The organism is Thermomonas brevis, assembly GCF_014395425.1.
Lineage (GTDB): Bacteria > Pseudomonadota > Gammaproteobacteria > Xanthomonadales > Xanthomonadaceae > Thermomonas > Thermomonas brevis.
Genome location: NZ_CP060711.1, coordinates 1,718,212 through 1,742,029, shown reverse-complemented (window position 1 = coordinate 1,742,029; position 23,818 = coordinate 1,718,212). Strand labels below are relative to the sequence as shown.

At 71.5% G+C, this 23,818-nt stretch carries 16 protein-coding genes and 1 pseudogene; 8 read left to right on the top strand and 9 right to left on the bottom strand.

Features of this window, described 5'->3' with window-relative positions; translation table 11 throughout:
- Positions 1-142 precede the first annotated feature (142 nt).
- Genes H9L17_RS08055 through H9L17_RS08040 form a run of 4 tightly spaced genes read left to right on the top strand, consistent with a single transcriptional unit; the run spans position 143 to position 5,827 of the window.
- Positions 143-3,277 carry a response regulator gene (locus tag H9L17_RS08055; protein ID WP_187568971.1) on the top strand — a complete coding sequence of 1,045 codons (3,135 nt, stop codon included), beginning with the start codon at positions 143-145 and terminating at the stop codon, positions 3,275-3,277.
- Entirely contained in the window at positions 3,250-4,098 is an 849-nt protein-coding gene (locus H9L17_RS08050) for a CheR family methyltransferase (RefSeq protein ID WP_187568970.1), read from the top strand. The genes H9L17_RS08055 and H9L17_RS08050 overlap by 28 nt, the downstream gene beginning before the upstream one ends.
- The gene (locus H9L17_RS08045; protein WP_187568969.1) at positions 4,095-4,673 is read left to right on the top strand and encodes a chemotaxis protein CheB; all 579 of its coding nucleotides are present in this window, start codon (positions 4,095-4,097) and stop codon (positions 4,671-4,673) included. Before H9L17_RS08050 ends, H9L17_RS08045 begins: the two co-directional genes overlap by 4 nt.
- A complete protein-coding gene (locus H9L17_RS08040) occupies positions 4,670-5,827 on the top strand; it encodes a hybrid sensor histidine kinase/response regulator (protein ID WP_187568968.1) in 1,158 nt (385 codons plus the stop codon). The genes H9L17_RS08045 and H9L17_RS08040 overlap by 4 nt, the downstream gene beginning before the upstream one ends.
- 3 nt (positions 5,828-5,830) lie before the next feature.
- Here the strand turns inward: H9L17_RS08040 and H9L17_RS08035 are convergent, their stop codons facing one another.
- Positions 5,831-6,808: a pyridoxal-phosphate dependent enzyme gene (locus H9L17_RS08035; protein ID WP_187568967.1), complete on the bottom strand. Its 978-nt coding sequence runs from the start codon at positions 6,806-6,808 to the stop codon at positions 5,831-5,833.
- A gap of 520 nt (positions 6,809-7,328) precedes the next feature.
- Between H9L17_RS08035 and mnmG the strand changes: the two genes are divergently transcribed.
- Complete coding sequence (gene mnmG / locus H9L17_RS08030) at positions 7,329-9,218, top strand: tRNA uridine-5-carboxymethylaminomethyl(34) synthesis enzyme MnmG (protein ID WP_187568966.1); 1,890 nt, start codon at positions 7,329-7,331, stop codon at positions 9,216-9,218.
- 214 nt (positions 9,219-9,432) lie between these two features.
- On the top strand, positions 9,433-10,689 hold the full coding sequence (locus H9L17_RS08025; protein ID WP_187568965.1) for a hypothetical protein: 1,257 nt from the start codon (positions 9,433-9,435) through the stop codon (positions 10,687-10,689).
- Positions 10,690-10,720: 31 nt separating this feature from the next.
- On the opposite strand, the gene H9L17_RS08020 is transcribed toward H9L17_RS08025, so the two are convergent.
- The 6 genes from H9L17_RS08020 to glyQ all read right to left on the bottom strand — a co-directional run bounded on the left by H9L17_RS08020 (position 10,721) and on the right by glyQ (position 20,989).
- Complete coding sequence (locus tag H9L17_RS08020; RefSeq protein ID WP_187568964.1) at positions 10,721-11,146, bottom strand: pyrimidine dimer DNA glycosylase/endonuclease V; 426 nt, start codon at positions 11,144-11,146, stop codon at positions 10,721-10,723.
- Positions 11,147-11,150: 4 nt separating this feature from the next.
- Positions 11,151-15,062 (bottom strand): translocation/assembly module TamB domain-containing protein, encoded by a 3,912-nt coding sequence (locus tag H9L17_RS08015; protein WP_246455036.1) that lies wholly within the window; start codon positions 15,060-15,062, stop codon positions 11,151-11,153.
- Positions 15,063-15,084: 22 nt separating this feature from the next.
- On the bottom strand, positions 15,085-17,001 hold the full coding sequence (locus tag H9L17_RS08010) for an autotransporter assembly complex protein TamA (protein ID WP_187568963.1): 1,917 nt from the start codon (positions 16,999-17,001) through the stop codon (positions 15,085-15,087).
- Positions 17,002-17,253: 252 nt separating this feature from the next.
- Positions 17,254-19,431: a glycine--tRNA ligase subunit beta gene (gene glyS / locus H9L17_RS08005; protein ID WP_246455029.1), complete on the bottom strand. Its 2,178-nt coding sequence runs from the start codon at positions 19,429-19,431 to the stop codon at positions 17,254-17,256.
- Entirely contained in the window at positions 19,428-20,078 is a 651-nt protein-coding gene (locus H9L17_RS08000; RefSeq protein WP_187568962.1) for a glutathione S-transferase family protein, read from the bottom strand. Before H9L17_RS08000 ends, glyS begins: the two co-directional genes overlap by 4 nt.
- Positions 20,075-20,989 carry a glycine--tRNA ligase subunit alpha gene (gene glyQ, locus H9L17_RS07995; RefSeq protein ID WP_187568961.1) on the bottom strand — a complete coding sequence of 305 codons (915 nt, stop codon included), beginning with the start codon at positions 20,987-20,989 and terminating at the stop codon, positions 20,075-20,077. Before glyQ ends, H9L17_RS08000 begins: the two co-directional genes overlap by 4 nt.
- Positions 20,990-21,071: 82 nt before the next feature.
- Between glyQ and H9L17_RS07990 the strand changes: the two genes are divergently transcribed.
- Together H9L17_RS07990 and H9L17_RS07985 are read left to right on the top strand one after the other, a co-directional pair.
- Positions 21,072-21,785, top strand: coding sequence for a glutamine amidotransferase (locus H9L17_RS07990; RefSeq protein ID WP_187568960.1), 714 nt, complete (start codon positions 21,072-21,074; stop codon positions 21,783-21,785).
- A 42-nt stretch (positions 21,786-21,827) separates the two neighbouring features.
- Positions 21,828-22,745 (top strand): hypothetical protein, encoded by a 918-nt coding sequence (locus H9L17_RS07985; protein ID WP_187568959.1) that lies wholly within the window; start codon positions 21,828-21,830, stop codon positions 22,743-22,745.
- Between the two features lie 7 nt (positions 22,746-22,752).
- Here H9L17_RS07985 and tatC read toward each other — a convergent pair whose 3' ends face one another.
- Positions 22,753-23,499, bottom strand: coding sequence for a twin-arginine translocase subunit TatC (gene tatC / locus H9L17_RS07980; protein WP_187568958.1), 747 nt, complete (start codon positions 23,497-23,499; stop codon positions 22,753-22,755).
- A 19-nt stretch (positions 23,500-23,518) separates the two neighbouring features.
- Positions 23,519-23,815: pseudogene (gene tatB, locus H9L17_RS07975) on the bottom strand (Sec-independent protein translocase protein TatB); the annotation flags it as partial.
- Positions 23,816-23,818: the final 3 nt, after the last annotated feature.

The window sequence follows — 23,818 nt, the reverse complement described above, 5'->3', positions numbered from 1 at the left end:
TCGGCATCCCCTGGAAAGAAGTTCGCGCTGGATGCTACGTGCGGCCCGCGCGCGCAGGCATGGCGCGGCGATCAGACCGAGGATGAAGCCCGCGTCGACGCGATGCGGTTAGGCTAGGCCGTTTTCTCCGCCGGATGCATGCATGATCTCCCAGGAAGCCCGCCAGCAAGCCGTCTGGATCGCCATCGGATTGACCCTGGCGTTCACCCTGTTGCTGGATGCGGTCACCCCGCTCGGCTATGCGGAGTGGTGCCTGTACTTCGTCGCGGTGGCGCTGACCATCTTCCAGGCGCGCTCCGGCGCCCCGCTGGCGGTGGCGGGCATCGCCTCGATCCTGCTGATCGCGGGCAGCTGGATGTCGCCGGACGGCATCGACCCGTTCATGTCCAACGTCAACCGCCTCACCGGCGGAGCCGGCTGCTGGGTGATGGCCTGGGTGGTGCGCAATGCGCTGCTGGCGCGGGAGGACGCGCGCGAGGCGCTGTGGCTGGAGGAAAGCCTGAGCGAAGTGATGGTGGCCCTGCGCGGCACCCAGACGCCGGACGCACTGGCGCACAACGCGCTCGCGGTGCTGGGCACGCGTCTGGACGCGCCGGTGGGCGCGCTGTACCGGAGCACCGAGAGCGGGCTGACGCTGGTGGGCGGACTGGCGATGCCGCCCAACCAGCCGCGCAACCTGCGCCTCGGCGACGGCGTGCTGACCGAGATCGTGCGCAACGGGCGCGCCCAGCGCATCGCGCCGGTGCAGGCTTCGCACCTGGTGCTGGCGAGCAGCCTGGGCACCAGCGCGCCGGGCGAGCTGCTGCTGGCGCCGGTAACGGTGGAAGGCGAGATCACCGGCGCGTTCGAACTGGGCCGCATGGACGGGCAGTCGGTGTCGCCGCGGCTGGCGCTGAAGCTGATCCGCGCCGCCGGCGAACCGATCGGCGTGGCGCTGCGCGCCGCCGACGTCCGCCAGAAGCTGGTCGACCTGCTGGAGGAAACCCAGCGCCAGAGCGCCGAACTGCAGGCGCAGCAGGAAGAACTGCGGGTCGCCAACGAGGAGCTGGAGGAACAGAGCTCCTCGCTGCAGCAGTCGCAGGCCACGCTGGAGGCGCAGCAGGCGGAGCTGGAGCAGACCAACGTGCACCTGGAGGAGCGCACCCACGAGCTGGAGTCGCAGCGACGCATCCTGCTGGCCGCGCAGGCCGACCTGGAGCGCAACGCGCAGGCGCTGGCCGAAGCCAGCCGCTACAAATCCGAATTCCTGGCCAACATGTCGCACGAGCTGCGCACGCCGCTCAACAGCGCGCTGATCCTGGCCAAGCTGCTGGCCGACAACAAGCCGGGCACGCTGACCGAGGAACAGGTGCGCTACGCCAGCGCCATCTACGCCTCCAACAACGACCTGCTGACCCTCATCAACGACATCCTCGACCTGTCGCGGATCGAGGCCGGGCACGTGGAGCTGGCGGCCGAACCGCTGGATCTGCAATGGGTGGCGACGCGCCTGCGCGACACCTTCCAGCCGCTGGCCGCGCAGAAGGGCCTCGGCCTGCGCATCGAAGGCGATTTCGACGCCACGGCCGTCGGCGATGCGCAGCGCCTGAAGCAGATCCTCAAGAACCTGCTGGCCAACGCGATCAAGTTCACCGACCGGGGCGAGGTGTCGCTGCGGCTGGAAACGCGGCCGCAAGGACGGCTGGCGTTCGTGGTATGCGACACCGGCATCGGCATTCCCGACGAACAGCAGGACGTGATCTTCGAGGCGTTCCGCCAGGCCGACGGCAGCACCAGCCGGCGCTTCGGCGGCACCGGGCTGGGGCTGTCGATCTCGCGCGACCTCGCCCTGCGCATGGGCGGCGTCCTGACCGTGCGCAGCACGCCGGGCGAAGGCAGCTGCTTCACCCTGGAGGTGCCGGCCGACATGAGCGCGGCCGCGCAGGCGCCGGCGGTCCACGTGCCCGCGCCCCATCACGCGCCTGCCCCCGCCCCCGCGCCTGCCGCCGCGTCGACCGCGGCCCGCGCCCACAAGCCGGCGAAGCCTGCGCGGCCCGCGCCGGAACCGCGCGAGGTGCCGGCCATGGGGCTGGTGCCGGACGATCGTTCCTGCCGCGCCCGGCCGGGCCGGCTGGTGCTGGTGGTGGAGGACGAGCGCGTGTTCGCCACCGCGATGGTGGACATCGCCCACGAGCTGGACTTCGACTGCGTGGTCGCCGCCAGCGCGGAGGAAGCGATCGCGCTGGCCGGCGAACTGGCGCCCTGCGGCATCCTGCTGGACATCGGCCTGCCCGACGGCTCCGGCCTGGGCGTGCTGGAACGGCTCAAGCGCAACCCGGCCACCCGCCACATCCCGGTGCACGTGGTGTCGGCGCTGGACCGCACCCAGCTCGCGCTGGAAATGGGCGCGGTCGGCTACCTGCGCAAGCCGGCCACGCGCGAGATGCTGAGCGGCGCGCTGCGCGAACTGGAGTCGCGCAGCCGGCGCGGCAGCCAGCGCCTGCTGATCGTGGAGGACGACGCCGAGCTGCGCGCCAGCCTGTGCGAGCTGCTGGCGCGCGAAGGGCTGACCATCGACGCCGTCGGCAGCGCGGACGAGGCGCGCCAGGCGCTGGCCGGCGCGCCGTTCGACTGCGTGGTGACCGATCTCGCGCTGACCGACGGCAGCGGCGACGCGCTGCTGGAGCAGATCGCCCAGCGGCACGGCGAGTCGGCGCCGCCGGTCATCGTCTACACCGGCCGCGCGCTCGGGCGCGAGCAGGAGCAGCGCCTGCGGCGCTTCTCCAAGAGCATCATCATCAAGGGCGCGCGCTCGCCGGAGCGGCTGCTGGACGAGGTCACCCTGTTCCTGCACAGCGTCGAGGCGCAGCTGCCGAGCGACCAGCAGCGCCTGCTGGCCGAGGCGCGCCGCCGCGACAGTACGCTGGACGGCCGCCGCGTGCTGCTGGTGGAAGACGACGTGCGCAACATCTTCGCCCTGTCCAGCGTGCTGGAGCCGATGGGCGTGCGGCTGGAGATCGCGCGCAACGGCCGCGAGGCGCTGGAATCGCTGGAGCAGCAGGAATTCGACCTGGTGCTGATGGACATCATGATGCCGGAGATGGACGGGCTGGAGGCGATGCGCCGGATCCGCGCGCAGCCGCGGCTGGCCGAGCTGCCGATCATCGCGCTCACCGCCAAGGTGATGAGCGACGACCGCCAGCGCTGCTTCGACGCCGGTGCCAACGACTACATCGCCAAGCCCATCGAGGTCGACAAGCTGGTGTCGCTGTGCCGGGTGTGGTGCTCGCGGCCGTGAACGAGGAGGCGCTGTTCGACCTGGAGGTGCGGCTGTTGCTGGAAGCCGTGTTCCAGCGCTACCACCACGACTTCCGCGACTACGCGATGGCCTCGGTGCGCCGCCGCGTGCGCCAGGCCATGCAGCGCCTGGACTGCGCGCGCGTGGCCGATTTGCAGCACCTGGTCCTGCACGAGCCGGAGGCGTTCGCCCAGACCCTGCCGTTCTTCACCGTGCAGGTCTCGGAGATGTTCCGCGACCCGGCCTACTTCCTGGCCCTGCGCGTGCACGTGGTGCCGATCCTGCGCACCTATCCGTCGATCAAGATCTGGGTGGCCGGCTGCAGCACCGGCGAGGAAGTCTGGTCGCTCGCCATCCTGCTGGCCGAGGAAGGGCTGCTGGAACGCACCCTGATCTACGCCACCGACATCAACCCGCAGGCGCTGCGCGCGGGCGAGGCCGCCACCTACGAGAGCAGCCGGGTGGCGGGCTTCAGCCGCAACTACCAGGCGGCCGGCGGCACCGGCTCGCTGTCGGACTACTACAGCAGCGCCTACGGCCGCGCGGTGTTCGACCGCCGGCTGCGCAAGCACGCGGTGTTCGCCGACCACAGCCTGGCGACCGACGCGGTGTTCTCGGAAGTGCACCTGGTGTCCTGCCGCAACGTGCTGATCTACTTCAACGCCGGCTTGCAGGATCGGGCCGTCGGCCTGTTCCGCGACGCGCTGGTGCACCGCGGCTTCCTCGGCCTGGGCAGCAAGGAATCGCTGCGCTTCGGCGCGAACGCCGACGCGTTCGAGCCGCTGGTCGCCGCCCAGAAACTGTTCCGGAAGCGGGCATGACCCTGTTGCAGCCGCCGCCCAGGGCCATCGTGATCGGCGCGTCCGCCGGCGGCGTGGTGGCGGTGCGCACCCTGCTCGCCGGCCTGCCGGCCAGTCTGCCGTGTGCGGTGCTGGTGGTGATCCACCTGCCGCGCGAGCGCCCCAGCCTGCTGGCGGAGCTGATGGCGAGCGCCGCCGCGCTGCCGGTAGCGGAAGCCGAGGACAAGCAGCCCATCGCGCCCGGGCAGGTGCTGCTGGCGCCGCCGGACTACCACCTGATGGTGGAGGACGCCGGACACGTCGCGCTGTCGGTGGACGCGCCGCAGCTGTATTCGATGCCGTCGATCGACGTGCTGTTCGAATCCGCCGCGCACGTCTGGCGCCACGAGCTGCTGGCGATCGTGCTGACCGGCGCCAGCGCCGACGGCGCGCGGGGAGCGGTCGCCGTCCGCCATGCGGGCGGCAGGGTGTGGGTCCAGGATCCCGACGAGGCGGAGATGCCGGTGATGCCGGCCGCGGCGCTGGAAAGCGCCGGCGCGGACGCCGTGCTCACGCTGCGCCAGATGATCCAGCAACTGTCAGGGGTGTGCCGATGAATCTTACGCAGGCGGAATCGACGCTGCCGCAGGCCAACGTGCTGATCGTCGACGACGTGCCGCAGAACCTGCTGGCGATGCGCGCCATCCTGGAGGGCGAGGGCCTGTCGGTGCTGACCGCCGGCTCCGGCGCGCAGGCGCTGGAGCTGCTGCTGACGCATTCCATCGCGGTGGCGCTGCTGGACGTCAACATGCCGGAGATGAACGGCTTCGACCTGGCCGAACTGATGCGCGGCTCCAACCGCACCCGCGAGGTGCCGATCATCTTCCTCACCGCCTCGCCGCGCGATCCGCACCGGATGTTCCAGGGCTACGACAGCGGCGCGGTGGACTTCCTGTACAAGCCGGTGGAGCCGCACGTCATCCTCAGCAAGGTGCGGGTGTTCGTGGAGATGGCCCGGCAGCGCGAGCTGATGCGGCAGAGCAACGAGCGCCTGGCGCGCGCGCTGGCGCTCAACGAAACCATGATCGCGGTGATGACCCACGACCTGCGCACGCCGCTGTCGGTGATCAGCCTGTGCGCCGAATCGCTGGACCTGATGCCGCCGGAGGCCGACCGCGGCCGCATCGCCGGGCGCATCCTCGACAGCGCCCACCGCATGGCGCGGATGATCGCGCAGCTGCTGGACTTCTCGAAGATCCGCTCCGGCGTGCTGCGGCTCGAACCGCAGGAGGGCGACCTGCGCGCGGTGGCCGAGGAGGTCGTGGAGGAGTTCCGCCAGTCCGCGCCCGGGGTGGCGGTGGAGGTGGTGCGCGAAGGCGCGCTGTGTGGCCGCTTCGACGCCGACCGCATGACCCAGGTGCTGTCCAACCTGGTGGGCAACGCGGTGCGCCATGCCGACGACGCGCGGGTGTCGGTGCACCTGGACGGCGGCGATGCCGACCGGTTGCGGGTGCGGGTGCGCAACCGCGGCCGCATCGACGACGCGCTGCTGCCGCGCCTGTTCGAGCCGTTCAAGAGCAGCTTCCACGCCAGCAGCGGGCTGGGGCTGGGGCTCTACATCGTCGACCAGTTCGTGCGCGCGCACGGCGGCGAGGTCGGCGCGGCGAACGTGGACGGCGAGGTGGTGTTCACGCTGTGGATCCCGCGCCAGCCCGCCGCCGCCACGCCGGACGGAACGCGCACGCAGGCCGCGCCGCTGGCGCTGGACTGACGCTCAGGCCGCGAGGGCCAGCAGCGCCGGCAGGGCGTCCAGATCCACGTTGCCGCCGGACAGCACGATGCCGACCCTGCGTCCGGCGAACCGTTCGCGCTGCGCCAGCACCGCCGCCAGCGCGACGGCGGACGACGGCTCCACCAGCTGCTTGGTGCGCGTCCACAGCAGGCGCATCGCGGCGACGATGCGCGCGTCGTCCACCGTCAGCACCCGCGCGTCGGCCGCGCGCAGCAGTTCGAAGTTGATCGCACCGAGGGTGCCGCGCAGGCCGTCGCAGACGGTGTCGGGCACGAAATCGTGATCCAGCGCGCCGCGCGCGAACGAGCGCGCGCCGTCGGCCGCACCTTCGGGTTCGGCCAGGAACAGGTCGCAGCCCGGCGCCAGCGCGCGCATCGCCAGCGCCGTGCCGGCCGCCAGCCCGCCGCCGCCCAGCGGCACCACCAGCGCGTCGAGATCGGGCTGCGCGGTCAGCAGCTCCAGCGCGGCGGTGCCCTGGCCGGCGATCACCCGCGGATCGGTGTACGGATGCACGACGGTGCCGCCGGTGTCGGCCTGCACCTGCGCGCAGGTCTCTTCGCGCGCCCGGATCGTCGGCGCGCAGTGGTGCAGCTGCGCGCCGTAGTGTTCGATGGCGGCGAGCTTCGCCCGCACCGCGCCTTCCGGCACCACCACGTGGCAGGGAATGCCGCGCAGCTGCGCCGCCAGCGCCAGCGCCGCGCCGTGGTTGCCGGAGGAATGCGTGACCACGCCGCGCGCGGCCTGCGCGTCGGCCAGCGCGAACACCGCGTTGCACGCGCCGCGGAACTTGAACGCGCCGATGCGCTGCAGGTGCTCGGCCTTGAAGCGCAGCGCCGCGCCGGCTTCGGCGTCGAGCGCGCGCGAATGCAGCACCGGCGTGGCGTGCGCGTGCGGGGCGATGCGCGCGGCGGCGGCGAGGACGTCGTCGAAGCGCGGCGCGGGAAGATCGGGAGTCGTCATCGCCGCATGCTAGCGCATGCCGCGGATCGGTCCGGAACGCGCCGCAAGGTGCGGATTTACATGCGGATTTTCGCAACGCCGCGCGAAAGCGTGATGCCGTTCACAGGCTGAACCGCGGATTGTCGCGAGGTTGACCGAGGGCGTCACTTCGCGCCGGATCGCGCTACTCTAGCCGCGCCGGTGCCTGGCGGGATTCTCCGGATCCCCCCTGTTCCGTCTCGTCCTGCGGGCACCGGCGCTTCTCGCTTCCGCGCAAGACGCATGCGCGCGCCGCGCAAGCCGCGGCAGCCAAGGCGCGCAGCCGGATCGAAGACGAAAAAAGAGGGCCGGATGTCCCCCGACACCCGGCCCCCGAGCTTCCCCGACGCACGCAAGATCGGCCCCTGTTCAGTCCGACCATCGCCTGCTGGCGTGCCACGCCGAGTGCTGCCAGGTACAAAGCAGGAAGCGTGCCAACCTTGCGCGCCGTCCGGATCGCGCCGAAACGCGGGCGCTTCGCCCGACGCGCGATAATTCCCCGATGAGCGAGTCCTTCTACAGCTTCGACGTGATCGTGATCGGCGGCGGCCACGCCGGCACCGAGGCCGCGCTGGCGTCCGCCCGCGCCGGCGCGCGTACGCTGCTGCTGACCCACAGCATCGACACCGTCGGCGCGATGAGCTGCAACCCGGCCATCGGCGGCATCGGCAAGGGCCATCTGGTCAAGGAGATCGACGCACTGGGCGGGATCATGGCGAAGGCCGCCGACGCCGCCGGCATCCAGTGGCGCACGCTCAACGCGTCGAAGGGCCCGGCGGTGCGCGCCACGCGCTGCCAGGCGGACCGCGCGCTGTACCGCGCCTTCGTCCGCCGCGCGGTGGAGACGCAGGACAACCTGACCGTATTCCAGGCCGCCGTCGACGATCTGGTCATCGAACATGACGCGGTGCGCGGCGCGATCACCAATACCGGCCTGCGCTTCCACGCGCCGGCGGTCGTTCTCACGGCAGGGACGTTCCTCGCCGGAAAAATCCACATCGGCGAAACCCAGTACGCGGCGGGCCGCATGGGCGATCCGCCTTCGACCGCGCTGGCGCACAAGCTGCGCGACGGCCGCTTCGTGGTGGACCGGCTGAAGACCGGCACGCCGCCGCGCATCGACGGCCGCACGCTGGATTATTCGGTAATGCAGGAACAGCCCGGCGACGATCCGCGTCCGGTGATGTCGTTCATGGGCAGCAACAAAGACCAGCCGGCGCAGGTGAGCTGCTGGATCACCCAGACCAGCGAGCGCACGCATCAGCTCATCCGCGACGCGCTGCACCGCAGCCCGCTGTATTCCGGCCAGATCGAAGGCATCGGCCCGCGCTACTGTCCGAGCATCGAGGACAAGGTGGTGCGCTTCGCCGAGAAGGCCAGCCACCAGATCTTCGTCGAGCCGGAAGGGCTGACCGTCAGCGAGATCTACCCGAACGGCATCAGCACCTCGCTGCCGTTCGACGTGCAGCTGGAACTGGTGCGCAGCATCGCCGGCTTCGAGAACGCGCACATCACCCGCCCCGGCTACGCCATCGAATACGACTTCTTCGATCCGCGCGGCCTGAAGGCGTCGCTGGAAACCAAGGCGGTGGCCGGCCTGTTCTTCGCCGGCCAGATCAACGGCACCACCGGCTACGAAGAAGCCGCCGCGCAGGGCCTGCTGGCCGGCGTCAACGCCGCGCGCTTCGTACGCCAGCAGGACGCGTGGAGCCTGCGCCGCGACGAGGCCTACCTGGGCGTGCTGGTCGACGACCTGATCACCCACGGCACGTCCGAGCCCTATCGCATGTTCACGTCGCGCGCCGAATACCGGCTGCAACTGCGCGAGGACAACGCCGATGCGCGCCTCACGCCGGTGGGCCGTGAACTGGGATTGGTCGATGACGCGCGTTGGGCGCGCTTCAATCGCAAGCGCGACGCGGTGGCCGCCGAAACCACGCGCCTGTCCGCGCTGTGGGCCGCGCCTAACAACGCGCTGGGCGCGGCATTGGCGCAGCATCTGAACATCGAGGTCAGCCGCGAGAACAATGCGCTCGACCTGCTGCGCCGCCCCGAACTGGACTATGCCGCGCTGATGCGCGTGCCGGAACTCGGCCCCGCCGTCGAGGACGCGAAAGTCGCCGAGCAGGTGGAGATCGAAACCAAGTACGCCGGCTACCTCGACCGCCAGCGCGAGGAGATCGCGCGGCAACGCCGCAACGAATCCACCGCGATCCCCGACGCGTTCGACTACGCCGGCGTGCGCGGCCTGTCCGCCGAAGTGCTGCAGAAGCTCCAGCGCGTGCGTCCGCAGACCGTGGGCCAGGCGCAGCGCATCCCCGGCGTCACCCCGGCGGCGATCTCGCTGCTGCTGGTGCACCTGGAACGCGCAAGACGCGAACGCGCGGCCTGACCCGTTGTTCGTCATTCCCGCGAAAGCGGGCATCTTTCGCAGGCCGCGCGTCTGCGTATCCAGCGTCTTTGACCTTTGCCGCACCTCGCGAAGCCGCACAAACGTCACTGGACGGGACAGACATTCGTCTGTCGGAAGCGGCCCGCTTACGCGGGAATGACGACACGAAGCCGCCCAAGCCGCTTCGGTCGAAGCGCAGGCGTATCCTTCCCGCATGAACACACGCGCCGCATTCGCTCTCGTCCTCGCCCTGTCCGCCCTTACCGGCTGCAAGCGCGACGCCCAACCGCCCAAACCCGCCAACGGCGACTACGCGGTGCAGACCTGGGTGCTGCCTGCCGAAGCTGGGTCGGTCGCGCCGGACCTGGCGACCGCGCCGGGCGGACGCGTGCTGCTGGGCTGGATCAACCGCCGCGAGGGCCGCCGCAACGCGTTGCAGTTCGCGTCCTATACCGACGAGACCGGCTGGCAGAGCCAGCCGCGCACGATTGCCGTGGGCAACGCACTGGTCGCCAACGCCGCCGACACGCCGCACCTGCTGGCCACCCCGGACGGCGCGATGTGGGTGCAGTGGCTGCAGGCGCAGCCGGACGACGCGGCCGGCTACGACGTGGTGCTGGCGCGCTCGCGCGACGGCGGCATGCGCTGGGAACAGATCACCCGCGTGAACGGCGACGGCATCGAGGCCGAGCACGGCTTCGCGTCGCTGTGGCCGGACGGCGCGGACGCGCTCGGCATCGCCTGGCTGGACGGCCGCGCGCAGGGCGGCGGCGAGGACGAAAGCCACGGCCACCACGCCGCCGGCGCGATGCAGCTTCGCGCCAACCGCTTCGATATGAGCCTGCAGCGCGGCGCCGACGCGGTGGTCGATGCGCGCGTCTGCGACTGCTGCCAGACCGCGGTGGCGATGACCACGCGCGGCCCGCTGCTCGCCTACCGCGACCGCAGCGACGACGAGATCCGCGACGTCGCGGTGGCGCGCCTGGAGAACGGCGTATGGCGCGCGCCGAAGACCGTCCACGCCGATGGCTGGAAGGTGGACAGCTGCCCGGTCGCCGGCCCGGCCCTGGCCGCGGCCGGCAACGCCGCGGTGGTGCTCTGGTACAGCGAGGCCGGCGGCAAGCCGGCGCTGCGCCTCGCCCGCAGCGCGGACGCCGGCGACAGCTTCGCCGCGCCGGTCGCGGTGGAGGAAGGCGAACAGGTGCTGGGCCGCGCCGCGGTCGGCATCGACGCGCGGCAGGTATGGGTGGCGTGGCTGCGCGAACGCCCGCAGGGACAGACGCTGATGCTGGCCCGTTATGCGCCCGACCTGTCGAAGAAACTGCAGCAGCTCGAAGTGGCGACGCTGGGCGCGCGCGGCATGGCCAGCGGCTATCCGAAGCTGGCCGTCGATGCCGGCGGCGCGTGGCTGGTGTGGACCGACGTGGTCGATGGCGCCGCGCATCTGAAGGGCGCGCGCGTTACGCGCTGATTGTGTTCGCAGCTGCCGCGTTTCGCCGCCGCTAGACCCGCTCCCAGTCCGCTACGCCGCCCTCGACCATCACGAACAGCGGATGCGCCTCCGCCGCCGCATCGCGCCAGCGCGCGTGCAGCGCCGGATTGCGCACTTCCAGCTTGCGCAGCAGATGCGTCCATTCGTGGTCGAGCTGGCCGCGCGTCACTGCGATGGGCGCGACGCGGTGGATGCGGCCGAGCTTGCCGCGGTCGAACCGGTAGCCGCGCGCCGTCGCTTCTTCCTGCACCGCTGCGAGATAGGCGTCGATCGCGCGCTTCGGCTGCGGGTGCGCCTTGAAGCGGTCGAGCTGCGGATGCATGCGGTAGCCGCGGGTCTGCTCGTGCAGCACGGCGCGGGCCAGCAGGCCCTCGCGCCACAGGGCGACCAAGCCCTGCGGGTCGAGGTGGCGCGGATGCAGCGACCACAGGCGCATCGCGCTATTTCTCCTTGCGCCAGTTCACCGACGCGCGGTTCTCGACGGTGGAGGATTCGATCTGGATGTCGAAGCCCTTCCGCAGCAGGTATTTCAGGGTGACGATCTGGCCGGTGCCGAGCAGCGACACGCCGTAGCTGACGTACAGCTTCGGCGACAGGTACTTGCCGACGCCCAGCACCTCGCCGCCGAGCGCGCGCGAGGTGCTCACGCCGGCTTCGTCCAAGCCGATGCGCGCGCCCAGCTGCGCGGTCAGCATGCCCACGCCGGCGTTGAGCGCGGACTTGGCGACGTCCACCTGCTGCATCTCGCGGCTGCTCAGGCTGGGCAGCGGGCGGCCCAGGGTGAGGTAGGCCAGCGCTTCCGACTGGCTCATCGCCGGGTTCGACCAGACGCTGGCCTGCGGCGCGGAGGCGCGGCCGTTCACCTGCACGCCGGCGGTGACGTCGCCGATCTCGCGTTCGGCGCGGATGTCCAGCAGCGGGTCGCCGGCGAGCGCGTTCGACCAGATCAGCTTGCCGCGGGTGATGCGCAGATCCTGCCCGTAGGCGCGATAGCGGCCGCCCACGTCCAGCGCGCCGGTGGCGCGCAGCTCGCGGCCGGGCTGCTGGCGCACGCGCAGGCTGCCGCCGAGGGTGCCGGCCAGGCCGTAACCGTCGATGCGCACCTTCTGGCCCACGTCCACCGTCACGTCCAGGTCGATGGCCAGCGGCGTCGCGACCTTCTGCGGGTCGGCCGGGTCCAGCACCACCACGTCGGGCGAGGGCGAGACGCCCATCTCCAGGCGTTCGAGGTGGAGGTCGGCCTCCGGCACCGCGACCGTGCCGCGCACCTGCAGCGGCGCGCCGGCGCGGTAGCTGACCGCGATGTCCGGCGAGGCCAGCACGCGCACCTGGCGGGTGTCGGCCAGCAGCACGTCGGTGCCGCGCAGGTTGAGCTGCAGCGGGGTGGCGTCGTCCAGCCAGCCCAGGCTGCCGTCGATGCGCAGCGCGCCCTTGCCGGTGCCCAGGCTGCCGTCGATCAGCGCGCTGCCGTCCTCGCGCGCCTGCAGGCGCACGTCGCCGTCTTGCACGGCGATGCCCAGCGCGGGCAGTTCGGCGGCGAACGCCTGCAACCGCCCGTTGCCGCCCAGCAGCGGGCGCGCGCGGGTTCCCGCCAGGCGCAGATCGACGTCGAGCGTGCCCGCCGGTTCGACGATGTCGGGCGAGAACAGCTCCAGCCAGCCGAGTTCGCGCACGTTCGCTTTCAATGTGCCGGCCAGCGGCGTGTAGGCGTCCCAGCCGGTGGCGACGTGGGCGTCGATGCGGCCGCCGGCGTCGAGCCCCGCGCCGACGGTGGCGTCGATGCGCTGTGGGTCGATGGTGGCGTCCAGCTTCAGCTCGCGGTAGCCGAACAGGTTGCGGCGCGAGCGCGCGCTGTTGCGCAGGCCGCCGCTGGCCGAAGCGACGCTGGCGGTGGCGCGCCAGGCGTTGCCCTGCGGGCGCAGCTGCGCGTCGAGATCGACGCTGCCGTCGAAGGCCCACGGCCGGCCGTTCTCGCGCTTCGGCAGCCAGTCGGACACCAGCGCCAGCGGCAGGCCGTTGCCGTGCAGGTCGAGACCGCGACGCGGCCAGTCGGCGCTGGCGCAGAGCGCGCCGCCGATGGTCGATTGCAGGCAGGCCTGCGAGAGCGCGCCGTTGCGGCCGTCCCAGCTCCAGCGCGCCGGCGCCTGCAGCGTCCATGCCGCGGCCTGCGCGGGTGCGAGTTTCAGTTGCGCGAGCTGACCCTGCCAGCGCGCGCCCTGCTTCTGCGCGTCGCCGGCCAGCGCCAGCGTGCCGAAGCCGCCGTGCGCCTCGGCGTCCAGCCGCAGGCGTTCCACCGCGCCGCGCAGGGTGGCGCGCAGGCTATCCAGCGGCAGCCCGGCCTGCAGGCCGCCGGCGTCGATGCGCAGGGTGCCGTCGCCGCGCCGCCACGGCAGCGCGCCCTGCGCCTGCAACCGAGCGGCGCGGTAGTCGCCGAAGGCGAGGTCGCTGCCGGTGAGGTCCACGGCGACGTCCGGCGCGTTGCGCGCGCCGCGCAGCTTCAGCGTGCCGCGCAGCACGCCCTTGCCATCCGGCAGCAGGTCGTCGAGGTGCAGCGGCGCGAGGTTCGCATCGACCTCGATGGCCGAGGCGACCTTGCCGCGCGCGTCGATGCTGCTGCCGCCGAGCGTCAGCGCGATGTCGCCGGCATACGCATCGCCGTCCACGTCGGCGCTGGCATGGCCGGACAGCGCGCGGCCGCGCAGCTTGCCGCCGAGGTCGCGCGCATCGACGTGCGCGAGCAGGCCCTTGCCGTCGCGCAGAATGCCGTCGCTGCGCAACGTGCCGTGGATCGCGCCCGGCCAGTCCGGCGCGAAGTAGCCGGGATCGAAGCCGGCCAGCTGCGCCTGCGCCTTCCATTGCAGCGCCGGCGTCCATGCCAGCGTGCCCTCGGCATCCAGCCGGCCCTGCGGCATCGCGGCCTGCAGCGACTCGATGCGCATGCCGTCGCGGTCGCCGTTGCCGGTCACGTCGACGGTGGCGCGATCCTTACCGCGCGCCAGCCGCGCCTGTCCCTTCAGCGCCCAGCGCTCGGGCTTGCCGGCGACGCCGAGGTCGGCGTCGGCGAGGATCGCGGTGTTGCCGGCGGCGTCGCTCCAGCGCAGCCCGCGCGCGTTCAGCGCCAGCTTGAGCGATGTGTTGTCCGGGTCGTGCAGGTCGGCGAAGCCATTTGCGACGATGCGCCCGCCCAGCGTTTCCACCGCCAGCGGTTGCAGCTCCAGGCGCTGATCCTGCAATCGCAGCTTCGACGGCAACACGGTCAGGGCGAAGTCGCCGCGCTGCAACATGCCGTGCAACTGCGCATTGCCGCCGGTGCCTTCGGCGTCGAACTTGAAGCGCAGCGGCAGGCCGGTTTCGCCGCTGCCCGCGAGCAGGCCGATGTCGAGCGCGTCGCTGTTCGCATCCAGCTGCCAGCGCGGCGCGTCCTCGTCGCCGTACAGCATCAGCGTGGCGCGCAGCGATGCGGGCGCGCGGCCGGCGACGGCGACGACCATCCGCGACAGGTCGCCGCGCGCCACCAGCCCGAGGCGCGGTGCAGTGCGTCCCGCCAGCGCGGGCAGCACGGCGGTGGCGAGCAGGTCGCTGCGGAAATCGCGGCGCGGCGCGTAATCGCCGTGCAGGGTAAAGCGGCCGCGGTCGCTGTCCACGGCAAGGCGTTCGACGTGCAGGCTGCCGCTGCGCGCGTCCAGCCCGCCGCGCGCGCTGCGGATGTCGATCATCGGCTCGCCGTCCTGCAGCACGCGGAAGCCGTCGATGCGGATCGCGTCGGCCTCCAGGTTCAAGGGCGGTTCGATCTGCGGCAGCACGTCGGGCCAGGTCGGCAGTTCGAACGGCGTGTCGCTGCGCGGCAGGTCGAGCACGGCGCCGGCCACGTTCAGCGCGTCCAGCCGCAGGGTGCGGCCGAACAGCGGGCGGATCGCCGGGTCGAGCACCACGGTCTGCGCGTCGAAGGTAATGGTGCCCATCGCGCAGCTCGCCTGCGCGGTCGGCTTGCAATCGGGATCGCGCTGGCGCGGCATCGAGAAATGTACGCCGTGCAGGGTCATCGGCCCGGACACCGGGCCTTCCGCGCTTTGCCAGGTCAGCACCGTGTCGGCCGGCAGCCGCGCCACGATCTGCCGCAGCAGGAAGTCGCGCCCGCCGATGGTGGTCACCAGCCAGTAGATCAATGCCACCGCGGCCAGCGCCACCAGCAGGGTGCCGACGCCGCTGCGGATCGCCACCTTGCGCCGGCGCTTGCGGCGCAGCGCGCGCAGTTCGGCGATGCGCGCCTCGCGCTGCTCGCGGGTGGCGTCGTCCGGCAGCGGATCGAGGCCGTAGCGGCGATAGCGGCGGTAGCGTTCGCGCCAGTTCACGGCCGTGTCCTCACGCGCGCTTTCATAAATCGGCGCCGATGTTGAGGTGGATGGTCACCGGCGAGTCGGGCGACTTCAGCCCGTGCGCGATGTCGATGCGCACCGGTCCCACCGGCGAGCGCCAGCGCAGGCCGATGCCGACGCCCGTGTGCATGTCGGGGCGGCGGCCCTCGAACGCGCTGCCGCTGTCCACGAATACCGCCGCGCCCCACGGGCCCTTGAAGTAGCGTTCGTATTCCAGGCTGGCGGTGACCACGTTGGGCGCGCCGGTGTAGTAGTCGCCGAAGTCGGTGTCCACCTTCGGGCCGATCTCGTGCCAGCCGTAGCCGCGCACGCTGCGGTCGCCGCCGGCGTAGAAGCGCAGGCTGGGCGGCAGGTCCAGCAGGTCCTTGGTGAAGGTGTGGCCCAGCTCGCCGCGCGCGATCAGCCGGCTGTCGGCGTCGAAGCCGTGGAACCACTGCACGGTGGCGTGCAGCTGGGTGAAGGTGGCCTTGCCGTCGCTGCCGCCGGTGCCGCCGCGCAGGGTCAGCGTGCCGCCGGCGCCGCGGCGCGGGGCCATGCGCTCGTCCACGTCGATGTATTCCGCGCGCAGCGACGGGTAGACGAAGCTGGCGAAGCGGTAGTCGATCGGCGCCATCGCGCCGCCGCCGTCGTCGGCGACGTTGTAGGCCCAGCGCTCGCGCAGCACGTGCATCGAGGCGACCAGGTTGAGGTGGTCGTTGTATTGCCCGCTGCGGCTGGCGACGAGCTCCAGCCGCCGGCTGTTGACGTAGTCGGTGACTTCGTCGGCGGCCTGCAGGCTGGCGGTGTACCAGCCGTCCAGCCAGGCGAAGGCGGGGATGCGGTATTGCAGGGTGGCGGTCTTGCGCTTGTCGGCGTAATCGATCTGCGCCAGCGCCTTGTGCCCGCGCGCGTTGAGGTAGCGCCGCTCCACGCCCGCGCTGATGCCGGGGCCGCTGAGGGTGCCGTAGCTGGCGCCCCACGTGTAGATGCTGCGCCGAGCTGGGGTCAGCTGCACGTCGACCGGCACGCGCCTGTCGGCGGCGGCGTCCGGCGTGGCCTGCACGTCCACCAGGCCGAAGTAGTCGAGCGCGACCAGCGACTTGCGCAGGCGGTCCAGCTCGGCCTCGTCGTAAGCGTCGCCGAGCGTCCACGGCACCAGCTTGTCGAGCAGGCGCGGATCGATGACGGCGTTGGGCGCCTGGGTGAAGCGCGCCTCGCCCAGCGCGTAGCGCGCGCCGCTGGTCCAGCGCAGGTCGAGGTCGGCGGCGTGCTGCGCGCGGGTCACCTCAATCCGGTGGCTGGCGAAGCCGGCGTCGAAATAGCCGTGGTTGGCCAGCGCCAGCGCCACCCGCGCCTTGCCGGCTTCGTAGCGCTGGTGGTCGAGCACTTCGCCCGCGCGCGGATGGAAGGCGTCCAGCGCGGAGGCCACGCCGGCGTCGGCGGAGGCCGGGCCGTCGACGCCGAGGTCGAAGCCGCGCACCCGCACCGGCTCGCCCGGCTGGATGTCGATCGTCACCGTCAGGGTGCGGTCGCTGGCGGCGCTCCGGCGGGCGTTCGCGTCGTCGCCGGCGGCGTCTTCGGCGTTGCCGTCGCCGGCATCGTCGCCGTCGTCCCGGGCGCGGGCGCCGCTGCCGTCGTTCGCGTCCGCGCTCGCGCGGTCGCTGCGAGTCACCGTGACCGTCGGCGCGTAGTAGCCGAACGGCTCCAGCGCCTGCCGCGCCTCGTCCTCGGCCACGCGCAGCAGATAGCCCAGCCGGCGCGCGCGCAGGTCCTTGCCGAGCTCGTCGTTCAGCGACAACGCGCTGCGCACGTTGGCTTCCATCGCCTCGTCGGGCAGGCCGCGGATTTCGACCTTGGTCACCTTGGCCGCCAGCGCCGGCACGGCGGCGAGGCAGCAGGCGAGGAACAGCGTCAGGCGCGCGCGGGAGGGTGGCATCGGCGCAGCATACCGGGGACGCGTCAACGCGCGATTAACTGCGGGGCGGCGGTGCGTCTTCGCGCGATGGGAGCCCGCGCCTGTTCGTCACTCCCGCGCAGGCGGGCGTCCAGCGTCTTTTGACCGGACATTCCAGAAGAACGCTCGAAGAGCGAAAACGCTGGATACGCAGACACGCGCTCTGCGAAAGATGCCCGCCGGCGTGAGACGACGGGCAAAAGGCAAGCGGGCCGGCGTGCGCCGGCGCGTCCGTCAGACCGACAGGTGCTCGATCGCCGCCACGCTGCCCAGCCGGTCGGCCAGCCGCTTGAGCAGGGCCAGCCGGTTGGCGCGCACGGCCGGATCGTCGGCGTTGACCATCACCGCATCGAAGAACGCGTCCACCTGCGGGCGCAGCCGCGCCAGGTGCGCCAGCACGTTCACGTAGTCGCCGTGGGCCAGCGCGTGGCCGGTCTCGCCGTAGGCGGCTTCCACTGCCTCGGCCAGCGCCAGTTCGGCGGGCTCGGACAGCAGCGCCGCGTCCTCCATCGCCGGGATCGCGATGTCGGCCTTCTTCAGGATGTTGCCGATGCGCTTGTTGGCGGCGGCCAGCGCGGCGGCCTCGGGCAATTGCGCGAAGGTGCCGATGGCGTCGAGGCGGCGGTCGAAGTCGTACAGCGAGGTCGGCTTCAGTTCGGCGACGGCGTTGAAGTGCGCGGCCGGCACGCCGCGGTCGGCGTAGTAGCCGCGCAGGCGGTCGAGAATGAAGTCGTAAACCTCATTGACTTCTGCGAGTGACGTGCTGCCAACGGGCACTTCGATTCCAGAGACCTTCACGCCCGAAGCTTTTGCGGTTTCTGCGGCCAATGCGCGTTTATTGAACTCATCGAAGGTCTTGTTGGTGGCGATTTGATCCTGAGCCTGACCAACAAGGTTATGAATGTTTAGATCGTACCCACTCTCGATGATCGTCCGCGCCAACCCCAGCGCATTGCGCCGCAGCGCGAACGGGTCCTTGTTGCCGGTCGGCTTCAGGCCCGCCGCAAAACCACCGGCCAGCGTGTCCAAGCGCTCGGCGATGGCCAGCACTTTGCCGAGTGTGGATGCGGCGATGTCGTCGGCGGCGAAGCGCGGGCGGTAGGCCTCGTCGATGGCCAGCGCCACGTCATCGGGCTCGCCTGCACGCTGCGCGTAGTAGCGGCCGGCGATGCCCTGCAGTTCCGGGAACTCGTTGACCATGCGGCTTTGCAGGTCGTTCTTCGCCAGCTCTGCCGCGCGCCGCGCCATCGCCGCATCCGCGCCGACCTGCGTTGCGATGATCTCGGCCAGCCCTGCCACGCGCGCCACCTTGTCGGCCACGCTGCCGAGCTTGGCTTGGTAGGTGACGGTCTTCAGGCCGTCGCCCATCGACGCGAGGCCCTGCTTCAGGTCCTCGTCGAAGAAGAACTTGGCGTCGGCGAAGCGCGGGCGGATCACGCGCTCGTAGCCCTTGCGGATTTCCGAGGCGTCCTTCGATTCGATGTTGGCGATGCCGATGAAGCGTTCGGTCAGCCGGCCCTGCGCGTCCAGCACCGGGAAGAATTTCTGGTTGGCCTCCATCGTCTCGACCAGCGCTTCCTGCGGCACCGCCAGGAAGTCGCGCTCGAACGCGCAGGCCACCGCGACCGGCCATTCGTTGAGGCAGTTCACCTGCTCGAGGTTGCCTTCGTCGATGCGCGGGCTGCCGCCGGCGGCCTTGGCCGCACGTTCGACTTCATCGACGATGCGCGCGCGGCGCTCGTCGGCGTCGACCAGCACCTTCGCGCCGCGCAGCGTTTCCACATACTCCTGCGGACGCGCGATGGCGATGCTTTCCGGGTGGTGGAAGCGGTGCCCGCGCGTCTCGCGGCCGGCGCGGATGCCGAGCGCTTCGACGTTCGCCACGTCGTCGCCCAGCAGCGCCACCAGCCAGTGCAGCGGGCGGGCGAAGCCGTAGGCGTGGTCGCCCCACCGCATCGGCTTGGGGATCGGCATGCCGGCCAGCGCCTCGTCCAGCACTGCCTGCAACAAATCGAGAGTGCGCGCGCCCGGCTTGGTGGCGCGGTGCACGAAGCGCTCGCCCTTGGCGTCGCGGGTCTTCTCCAGCGCGGTCCATTCGACGCCGGCCTTGGCGGCGAAGCCTTCCAGCGCCTTGGTCGGCGCGCCGCTGCCGTCCAGCGCGATGTTGAGGTACGGGCCGAGCACTTCGGAGGTCTGCTCCGGCTGCTCGGTCGCCACGCCCGGCAGCAGCACCGCGAGGCGGCGCGGCGAATACAGCGGCTTGGCATCGCCACGCTCGACGGCGATGCCGCGCTTGTCCAGCGCGGCCAGCACGCCGTCGAAGAAGGCCTGCGCCAGGCCCGGCAAGGCCTTGACCGGCAGTTCCTCGGTGCCGAGTTCGATCAGGAGCGGTTGCATCGGCGAGGTGGTCATGCGGCGGCCTTGGAAGTTGGAACGGGAGCGTCGAACGGGATGTAGTGGGCACGGAACAGCGGCAGCGCCTCGCAGCGGTCCACGCGCATGCGCAGCGCGGGCCACGGCGACAGGTCGAGCGGCAGCGCCTCGCGCAGGTGGGTGACGAAGCAGGCGGCGGCGATGTCGGCGTGGGTCATGGCGTCGCCGACCAGCCAATCGTGGCCGGCGCGCGCGACGCAGTGCTGTTCCAGCGCCCCGAGCGCGCCTTCGACCTGGGTGCGGCAGCGCGACAGCCAGGCGTCGCTGTGCATCTCGACCGGGCGGAAGATCCGCTCCAGCACGATCAGGATGGCCTTGTCGATGGCGCCGGTGGCCAGCGCGATCAGCCGCTGCGCGTCGCGGCGGGCGACGCCGGTGGGCGGCAGCAGCGCGCGCTGCGGGCCGACGAGGTCGTCGAGGTAGTCCAGCATCATCGCCGACTCGGTCAGCACCTCGCCGTCGTCCAGCACCAGCGTCGGCGCGCGGCCGAGCGGGTTGTACTCGCGGATGCGGTCGAAGTCGCGGCCGACCGACCAGGCGCGGTGCTCGAACGGCAGGCCGTACAGGGCCATCGCGATCGCCACGCGCCGCGTGTACGAACTGTCGTACATGCCGATCAGGATCATGCAGCGTCGGCCTGCTGCTTCTTCAGGCTAGGGAAACCGAGCTTCTCGCGCTGCGCGTAATAGCTTTCGGCCACCGCCTGCGCCAGCTTGCGCACGCGCAGGATGTAGCGCTGGCGCTCGGTCACGCTGATCGCGCGGCGCGCGTCCAGCAGGTTGAAGCTGTGGCTGGCCTTGGTCACCTGTTCGTAGGCGGGCAGCGGCAGGCCGGCTTCGACCAGCTTGAGCGCCTCGGCTTCGCAGGCGTCGAAGCGATGGAACATCTCGGCCACGTCGGCATGCTCGAAGTTGTACGCGCTCTGCTCCACCTCGTTCTGGTGGTAGACGTCGCCGTAGGTGACCGGCAGCCCGTCCGGGCCGTAGGTCCACACCAGGTCGTAGACGTTGTCGCAGTTCTGCAGGTACATGCACAGGCGTTCGAGGCCGTAGGTGATCTCGCCCAGCACCGGCCGGCATTCCAGGCCGCCGGCCTGCTGGAAGTAGGTGAACTGGGTCACCTCCATGCCGTTGAGCCAGACTTCCCAGCCAAGACCCCAGGCGCCGAGCGTCGGCGATTCCCAGTTGTCCTCGACCAGCCGCAGATCGTGCACCAGCGGATCGATGCCCAGCGCCTTCAGCGAATCGAAGTACAGCTCAACGATGTTGTCGGGCGAGGGCTTCATCACCACCTGGTACTGGTAGTAGCGCTGCAGGCGGTTGGGGTTCTCGCCGTAGCGGCCGTCGGTGGGGCGGCGCGAAGGCTGCACGTAGGCGGCGTTCCACGGCTCCGGCCCGAGCGCGCGCAGGAAGGTGGCCGGGTGGAAGGTGCCTGCCCCGACTTCGAGGTCCAGCGGCTGGATCAGGACGCAGCCCTGCTCCGCCCAGTAGGCGTTGAGGCGCGAGACGAGTTGCTGGAAGGTGATCGGAACGGCCATGGCGGGCTGGGAAGTGCGATGTAGCCGATTAGTATAAGGGCGCCCGTTTTGCCGCCCCGCCGCTCCCGCCTTCCGAACGCCGATGACCGCGCCCTTCCTCATCATCGAAACCGGCCAGCCCGTCGCCTCGATGCGCCGCCACGGCAGCTTCGCCCACTGGATCCGGGTGGCGGCCGGGCTGGAACGCGACGAGGCGGTGGTCATCGACGTCCAGCGCGGCGACGCGCTGCCCGGCCGCGAGGGGTTCGCCGGGGCGATCGTGACCGGTTCGGCGGCGATGGTCACCGAGCGGCACGACTGGAGCGAACGCAGCGCCGGCTGGCTGCGCGAGGCGGCCCACGCCGGGCTGCCGCTGCTCGGCATCTGCTACGGCCACCAGCTGATCGCGCACGCGCTGGGCGGCGAAGTCGGCGACAACCCCAACGGCCGCGAGATGGGCACGGTCCGCATCGACCTGCACGCCGAGGCGCAGGCAGACCCGCTGTTCGCCGGCCTGCCCGCCGGCTTCCCGGCCCAGGCCACCCACCTGCAGAGCGTGCTGCGCCCGCCGCCGGGCGCGACCGTGCTGGCCCGCAACGGCCACGACGCCTGCCACGCCTTCCGCTGGGGCGAAGCCGCCTGGGGCGTGCAGTTCCACCCGGAGTTCAGCGCGATGCACATGCGCGGCTACATCCGCGCCCGCGGCGACGCGCTGGCCCGCGAGGGCCGCTGCCACAAGCGGCTGGCGGGGGACGTTTCGGCCGCGCCGCAGGCGCGCAAGCTGTTGCGCCGCTTCGTCCGTCACGCGCGGCGCTGACGCGCGCTCCGGTATCCTGTGCGTCTCTTTCCGGGGCGCAGCATGGACATTCGCAGATTGCCGGCCAGCCAGGGGCTGGTGTGGTTCCGTCAGGCCATCGACCTGGGCGCGAAGAACCCGCGCGCGGTGTTCGGCGCCTCGCTGCTGGCGATCGCCGCGCTGTACGCGGCGGCGCTGGCGCTGGCGGTGATCCTGGCGGCGCTGGTGGTCGGCGGCAAGGCCGAGGGCAAGACGCCCGACCTGGGCCTGCTGATGGCAGTGGCCGTGCCGTTGACGCTGGCGGTGATGCTGCTGGTGCCGGTGCTGCTGGGCGGGCTGATGCACGTGATCCGCGAAACCGAGGCCGGGCGCCCGGCGCGCGCGCGCGACGTGTTCGCGCCGCTGCGCAGCGCGCACGGCCGGCGGCTGGCCTGGCTGGGGCTGGTGCAGGTGGCGCTGGCGGTGCTCGGCGGCGCGCTGATGGTGGCGGTGGCCGGCAGCGACTACTGGAGCGACTATCTGCAGGCGATGCACGTGGCGATGCAGGGCGGCACGCCGACGATCCCGCAGCCGCAGAACTCCGGCCTGCTGTTCCTGGTGCAGCTGGTCTTCAACTATTTCAGCTACGGCCTGATGCTGTTCGCGATCCCGCTGATGCTGTTCTCCGGCGCCGGCCTGGGCGATGCGCTGCGCGACGGTCTGCGCGCGTCGGTGCGCAACGTCGGCGCCAACCTGCTGGCCGGCGTGCTGTTCATCGGCGCGCTGGTGGTGGCCGCGATCGTGGTGGCGCTGGTCGCCACCCTGCTCGCTCTGGTGGGCGGCGCCATCCATCCGCTGCTGGGCACGGTGCTGATGCTGCTCACCATGTACGGCTTCGCCGCGGCGGTGCTGGTGCTGGTGGTGGGCGCGGCCTACCTGGCCTGGCGCGACACCTTCGGCGCCGCCCCGCTGCCGCCGCAGGTGCACGGCTTCGAGGCCTGACCCGCGCTCAGGCGCGCGCGCCGTCCGCGCCGGGCGCCACGAACTTCGCGGCGATGATCCCGGCCTCGTACAGCAGGCACATCGGGATCGCCAGCATCAGCTGGCTGACTACGTCCGGCGGGGTCAGCACGGCGGCGACGACGAAGATGCCGACGATGGCGTAGCCGCGCCCCTCGCGCAGCTGCGCCGGCGTCACCCAGCCCAGCAGGGCCAGGATCACCAGCGCCACCGGCAGCTCGAAGCTCAGGCCGAAGGCGAGGAACAGCACCAGCACGAAATCGAGATAGGCGCTGATGTCGGTCATCATCGCCACGCCGGTCGGTGTCACCCGCGCGAGGAAGCCGAACACCATCGGCAGCACCAGGAAATAGGCGAACGCGCAGCCGGCGTAGAACAGCAGCAGTGCCGAGCTCAGCAGCGGCAGCGCCAGCCGCTTCTCGCGCCGGTACAGGCCGGGCGCGACGAACGCCCAGGCCTGGTACAGCAGCCACGGCATCGCGATCATCAGTGCGGCGAAGAACGCCAGCTTCATCGGCGCGAAGAACGGCGAGGCGACTTGGGTGGCGATCAGCTGGCCGCCCTTGGGCAGCTTGTCCAGCAGCGGCTGCGCCAGCAGCGCGTACAGCTTGTTGGCGAACGGCAGCAGGCAGGCCAGCACCAGCAGCAGGCCGACGATGCCGCGCAGCAGCCGCGTGCGCAGTTCCAGCAGGTGGGCGATCAGCGGACGCTCGCTGTCGTCGACGGCGTCAGTCATCGCGCTTCACCGCATCGGCGGGCGTGGCGGACGCGTCGTCGGACGGCGGGGCGATCGCGCGCGGCGCTTCGCTGGTCGCCTCGCGCAGCTGCGCCTCGGTCTCGCGCAACGCCTGCTGACTTTCGCGCAGGCTGCGCCGCAGTTCCTCGCTGGCCAGTTCCTGCTCCAGCTCGTTCTTCATCGAATACCACTGCGCGCGCGCCTTGCGCACCCACAGGCCGGCGAAGCGCGCGGCCTTGGGCAGGCGCTCGGGGCCGAGCACGACCAGCGCCACCAAGGCGACGACCAGCATCTCGCCGAGGGAGAAATCGAACATCGA

What these genes read in the sequence shown, in the direction of transcription:
- H9L17_RS08055 (WP_187568971.1), top strand. Translation starts at nt 143, where the DNA reads ATGATCTCCCAGGAAGCCCGCCAGCAAGCCGTCTGGATCGCCATCGGA.
- H9L17_RS08045 (WP_187568969.1), top strand. Translation starts at nt 4,095, where the DNA reads ATGACCCTGTTGCAGCCGCCGCCCAGGGCCATCGTGATCGGCGCGTCC.
- H9L17_RS08040 (WP_187568968.1), top strand. Translation starts at nt 4,670, where the DNA reads ATGAATCTTACGCAGGCGGAATCGACGCTGCCGCAGGCCAACGTGCTG.
- H9L17_RS08035 (WP_187568967.1), bottom strand. Translation starts at nt 6,808, where the DNA reads ATGACGACTCCCGATCTTCCCGCGCCGCGCTTCGACGACGTCCTCGCC.
- mnmG (WP_187568966.1), top strand. Translation starts at nt 7,329, where the DNA reads ATGAGCGAGTCCTTCTACAGCTTCGACGTGATCGTGATCGGCGGCGGC.
- H9L17_RS08025 (WP_187568965.1), top strand. Translation starts at nt 9,433, where the DNA reads ATGAACACACGCGCCGCATTCGCTCTCGTCCTCGCCCTGTCCGCCCTT.
- H9L17_RS08020 (WP_187568964.1), bottom strand. Translation starts at nt 11,146, where the DNA reads ATGCGCCTGTGGTCGCTGCATCCGCGCCACCTCGACCCGCAGGGCTTG.
- H9L17_RS08010 (WP_187568963.1), bottom strand. Translation starts at nt 17,001, where the DNA reads ATGCCACCCTCCCGCGCGCGCCTGACGCTGTTCCTCGCCTGCTGCCTC.
- glyS (WP_246455029.1), bottom strand. Translation starts at nt 19,431, where the DNA reads ATGACCACCTCGCCGATGCAACCGCTCCTGATCGAACTCGGCACCGAG.
- H9L17_RS08000 (WP_187568962.1), bottom strand. Translation starts at nt 20,078, where the DNA reads ATGATCCTGATCGGCATGTACGACAGTTCGTACACGCGGCGCGTGGCG.
- glyQ (WP_187568961.1), bottom strand. Translation starts at nt 20,989, where the DNA reads ATGGCCGTTCCGATCACCTTCCAGCAACTCGTCTCGCGCCTCAACGCC.
- H9L17_RS07990 (WP_187568960.1), top strand. Translation starts at nt 21,072, where the DNA reads ATGACCGCGCCCTTCCTCATCATCGAAACCGGCCAGCCCGTCGCCTCG.
- H9L17_RS07985 (WP_187568959.1), top strand. Translation starts at nt 21,828, where the DNA reads ATGGACATTCGCAGATTGCCGGCCAGCCAGGGGCTGGTGTGGTTCCGT.
- tatC (WP_187568958.1), bottom strand. Translation starts at nt 23,499, where the DNA reads ATGACTGACGCCGTCGACGACAGCGAGCGTCCGCTGATCGCCCACCTG.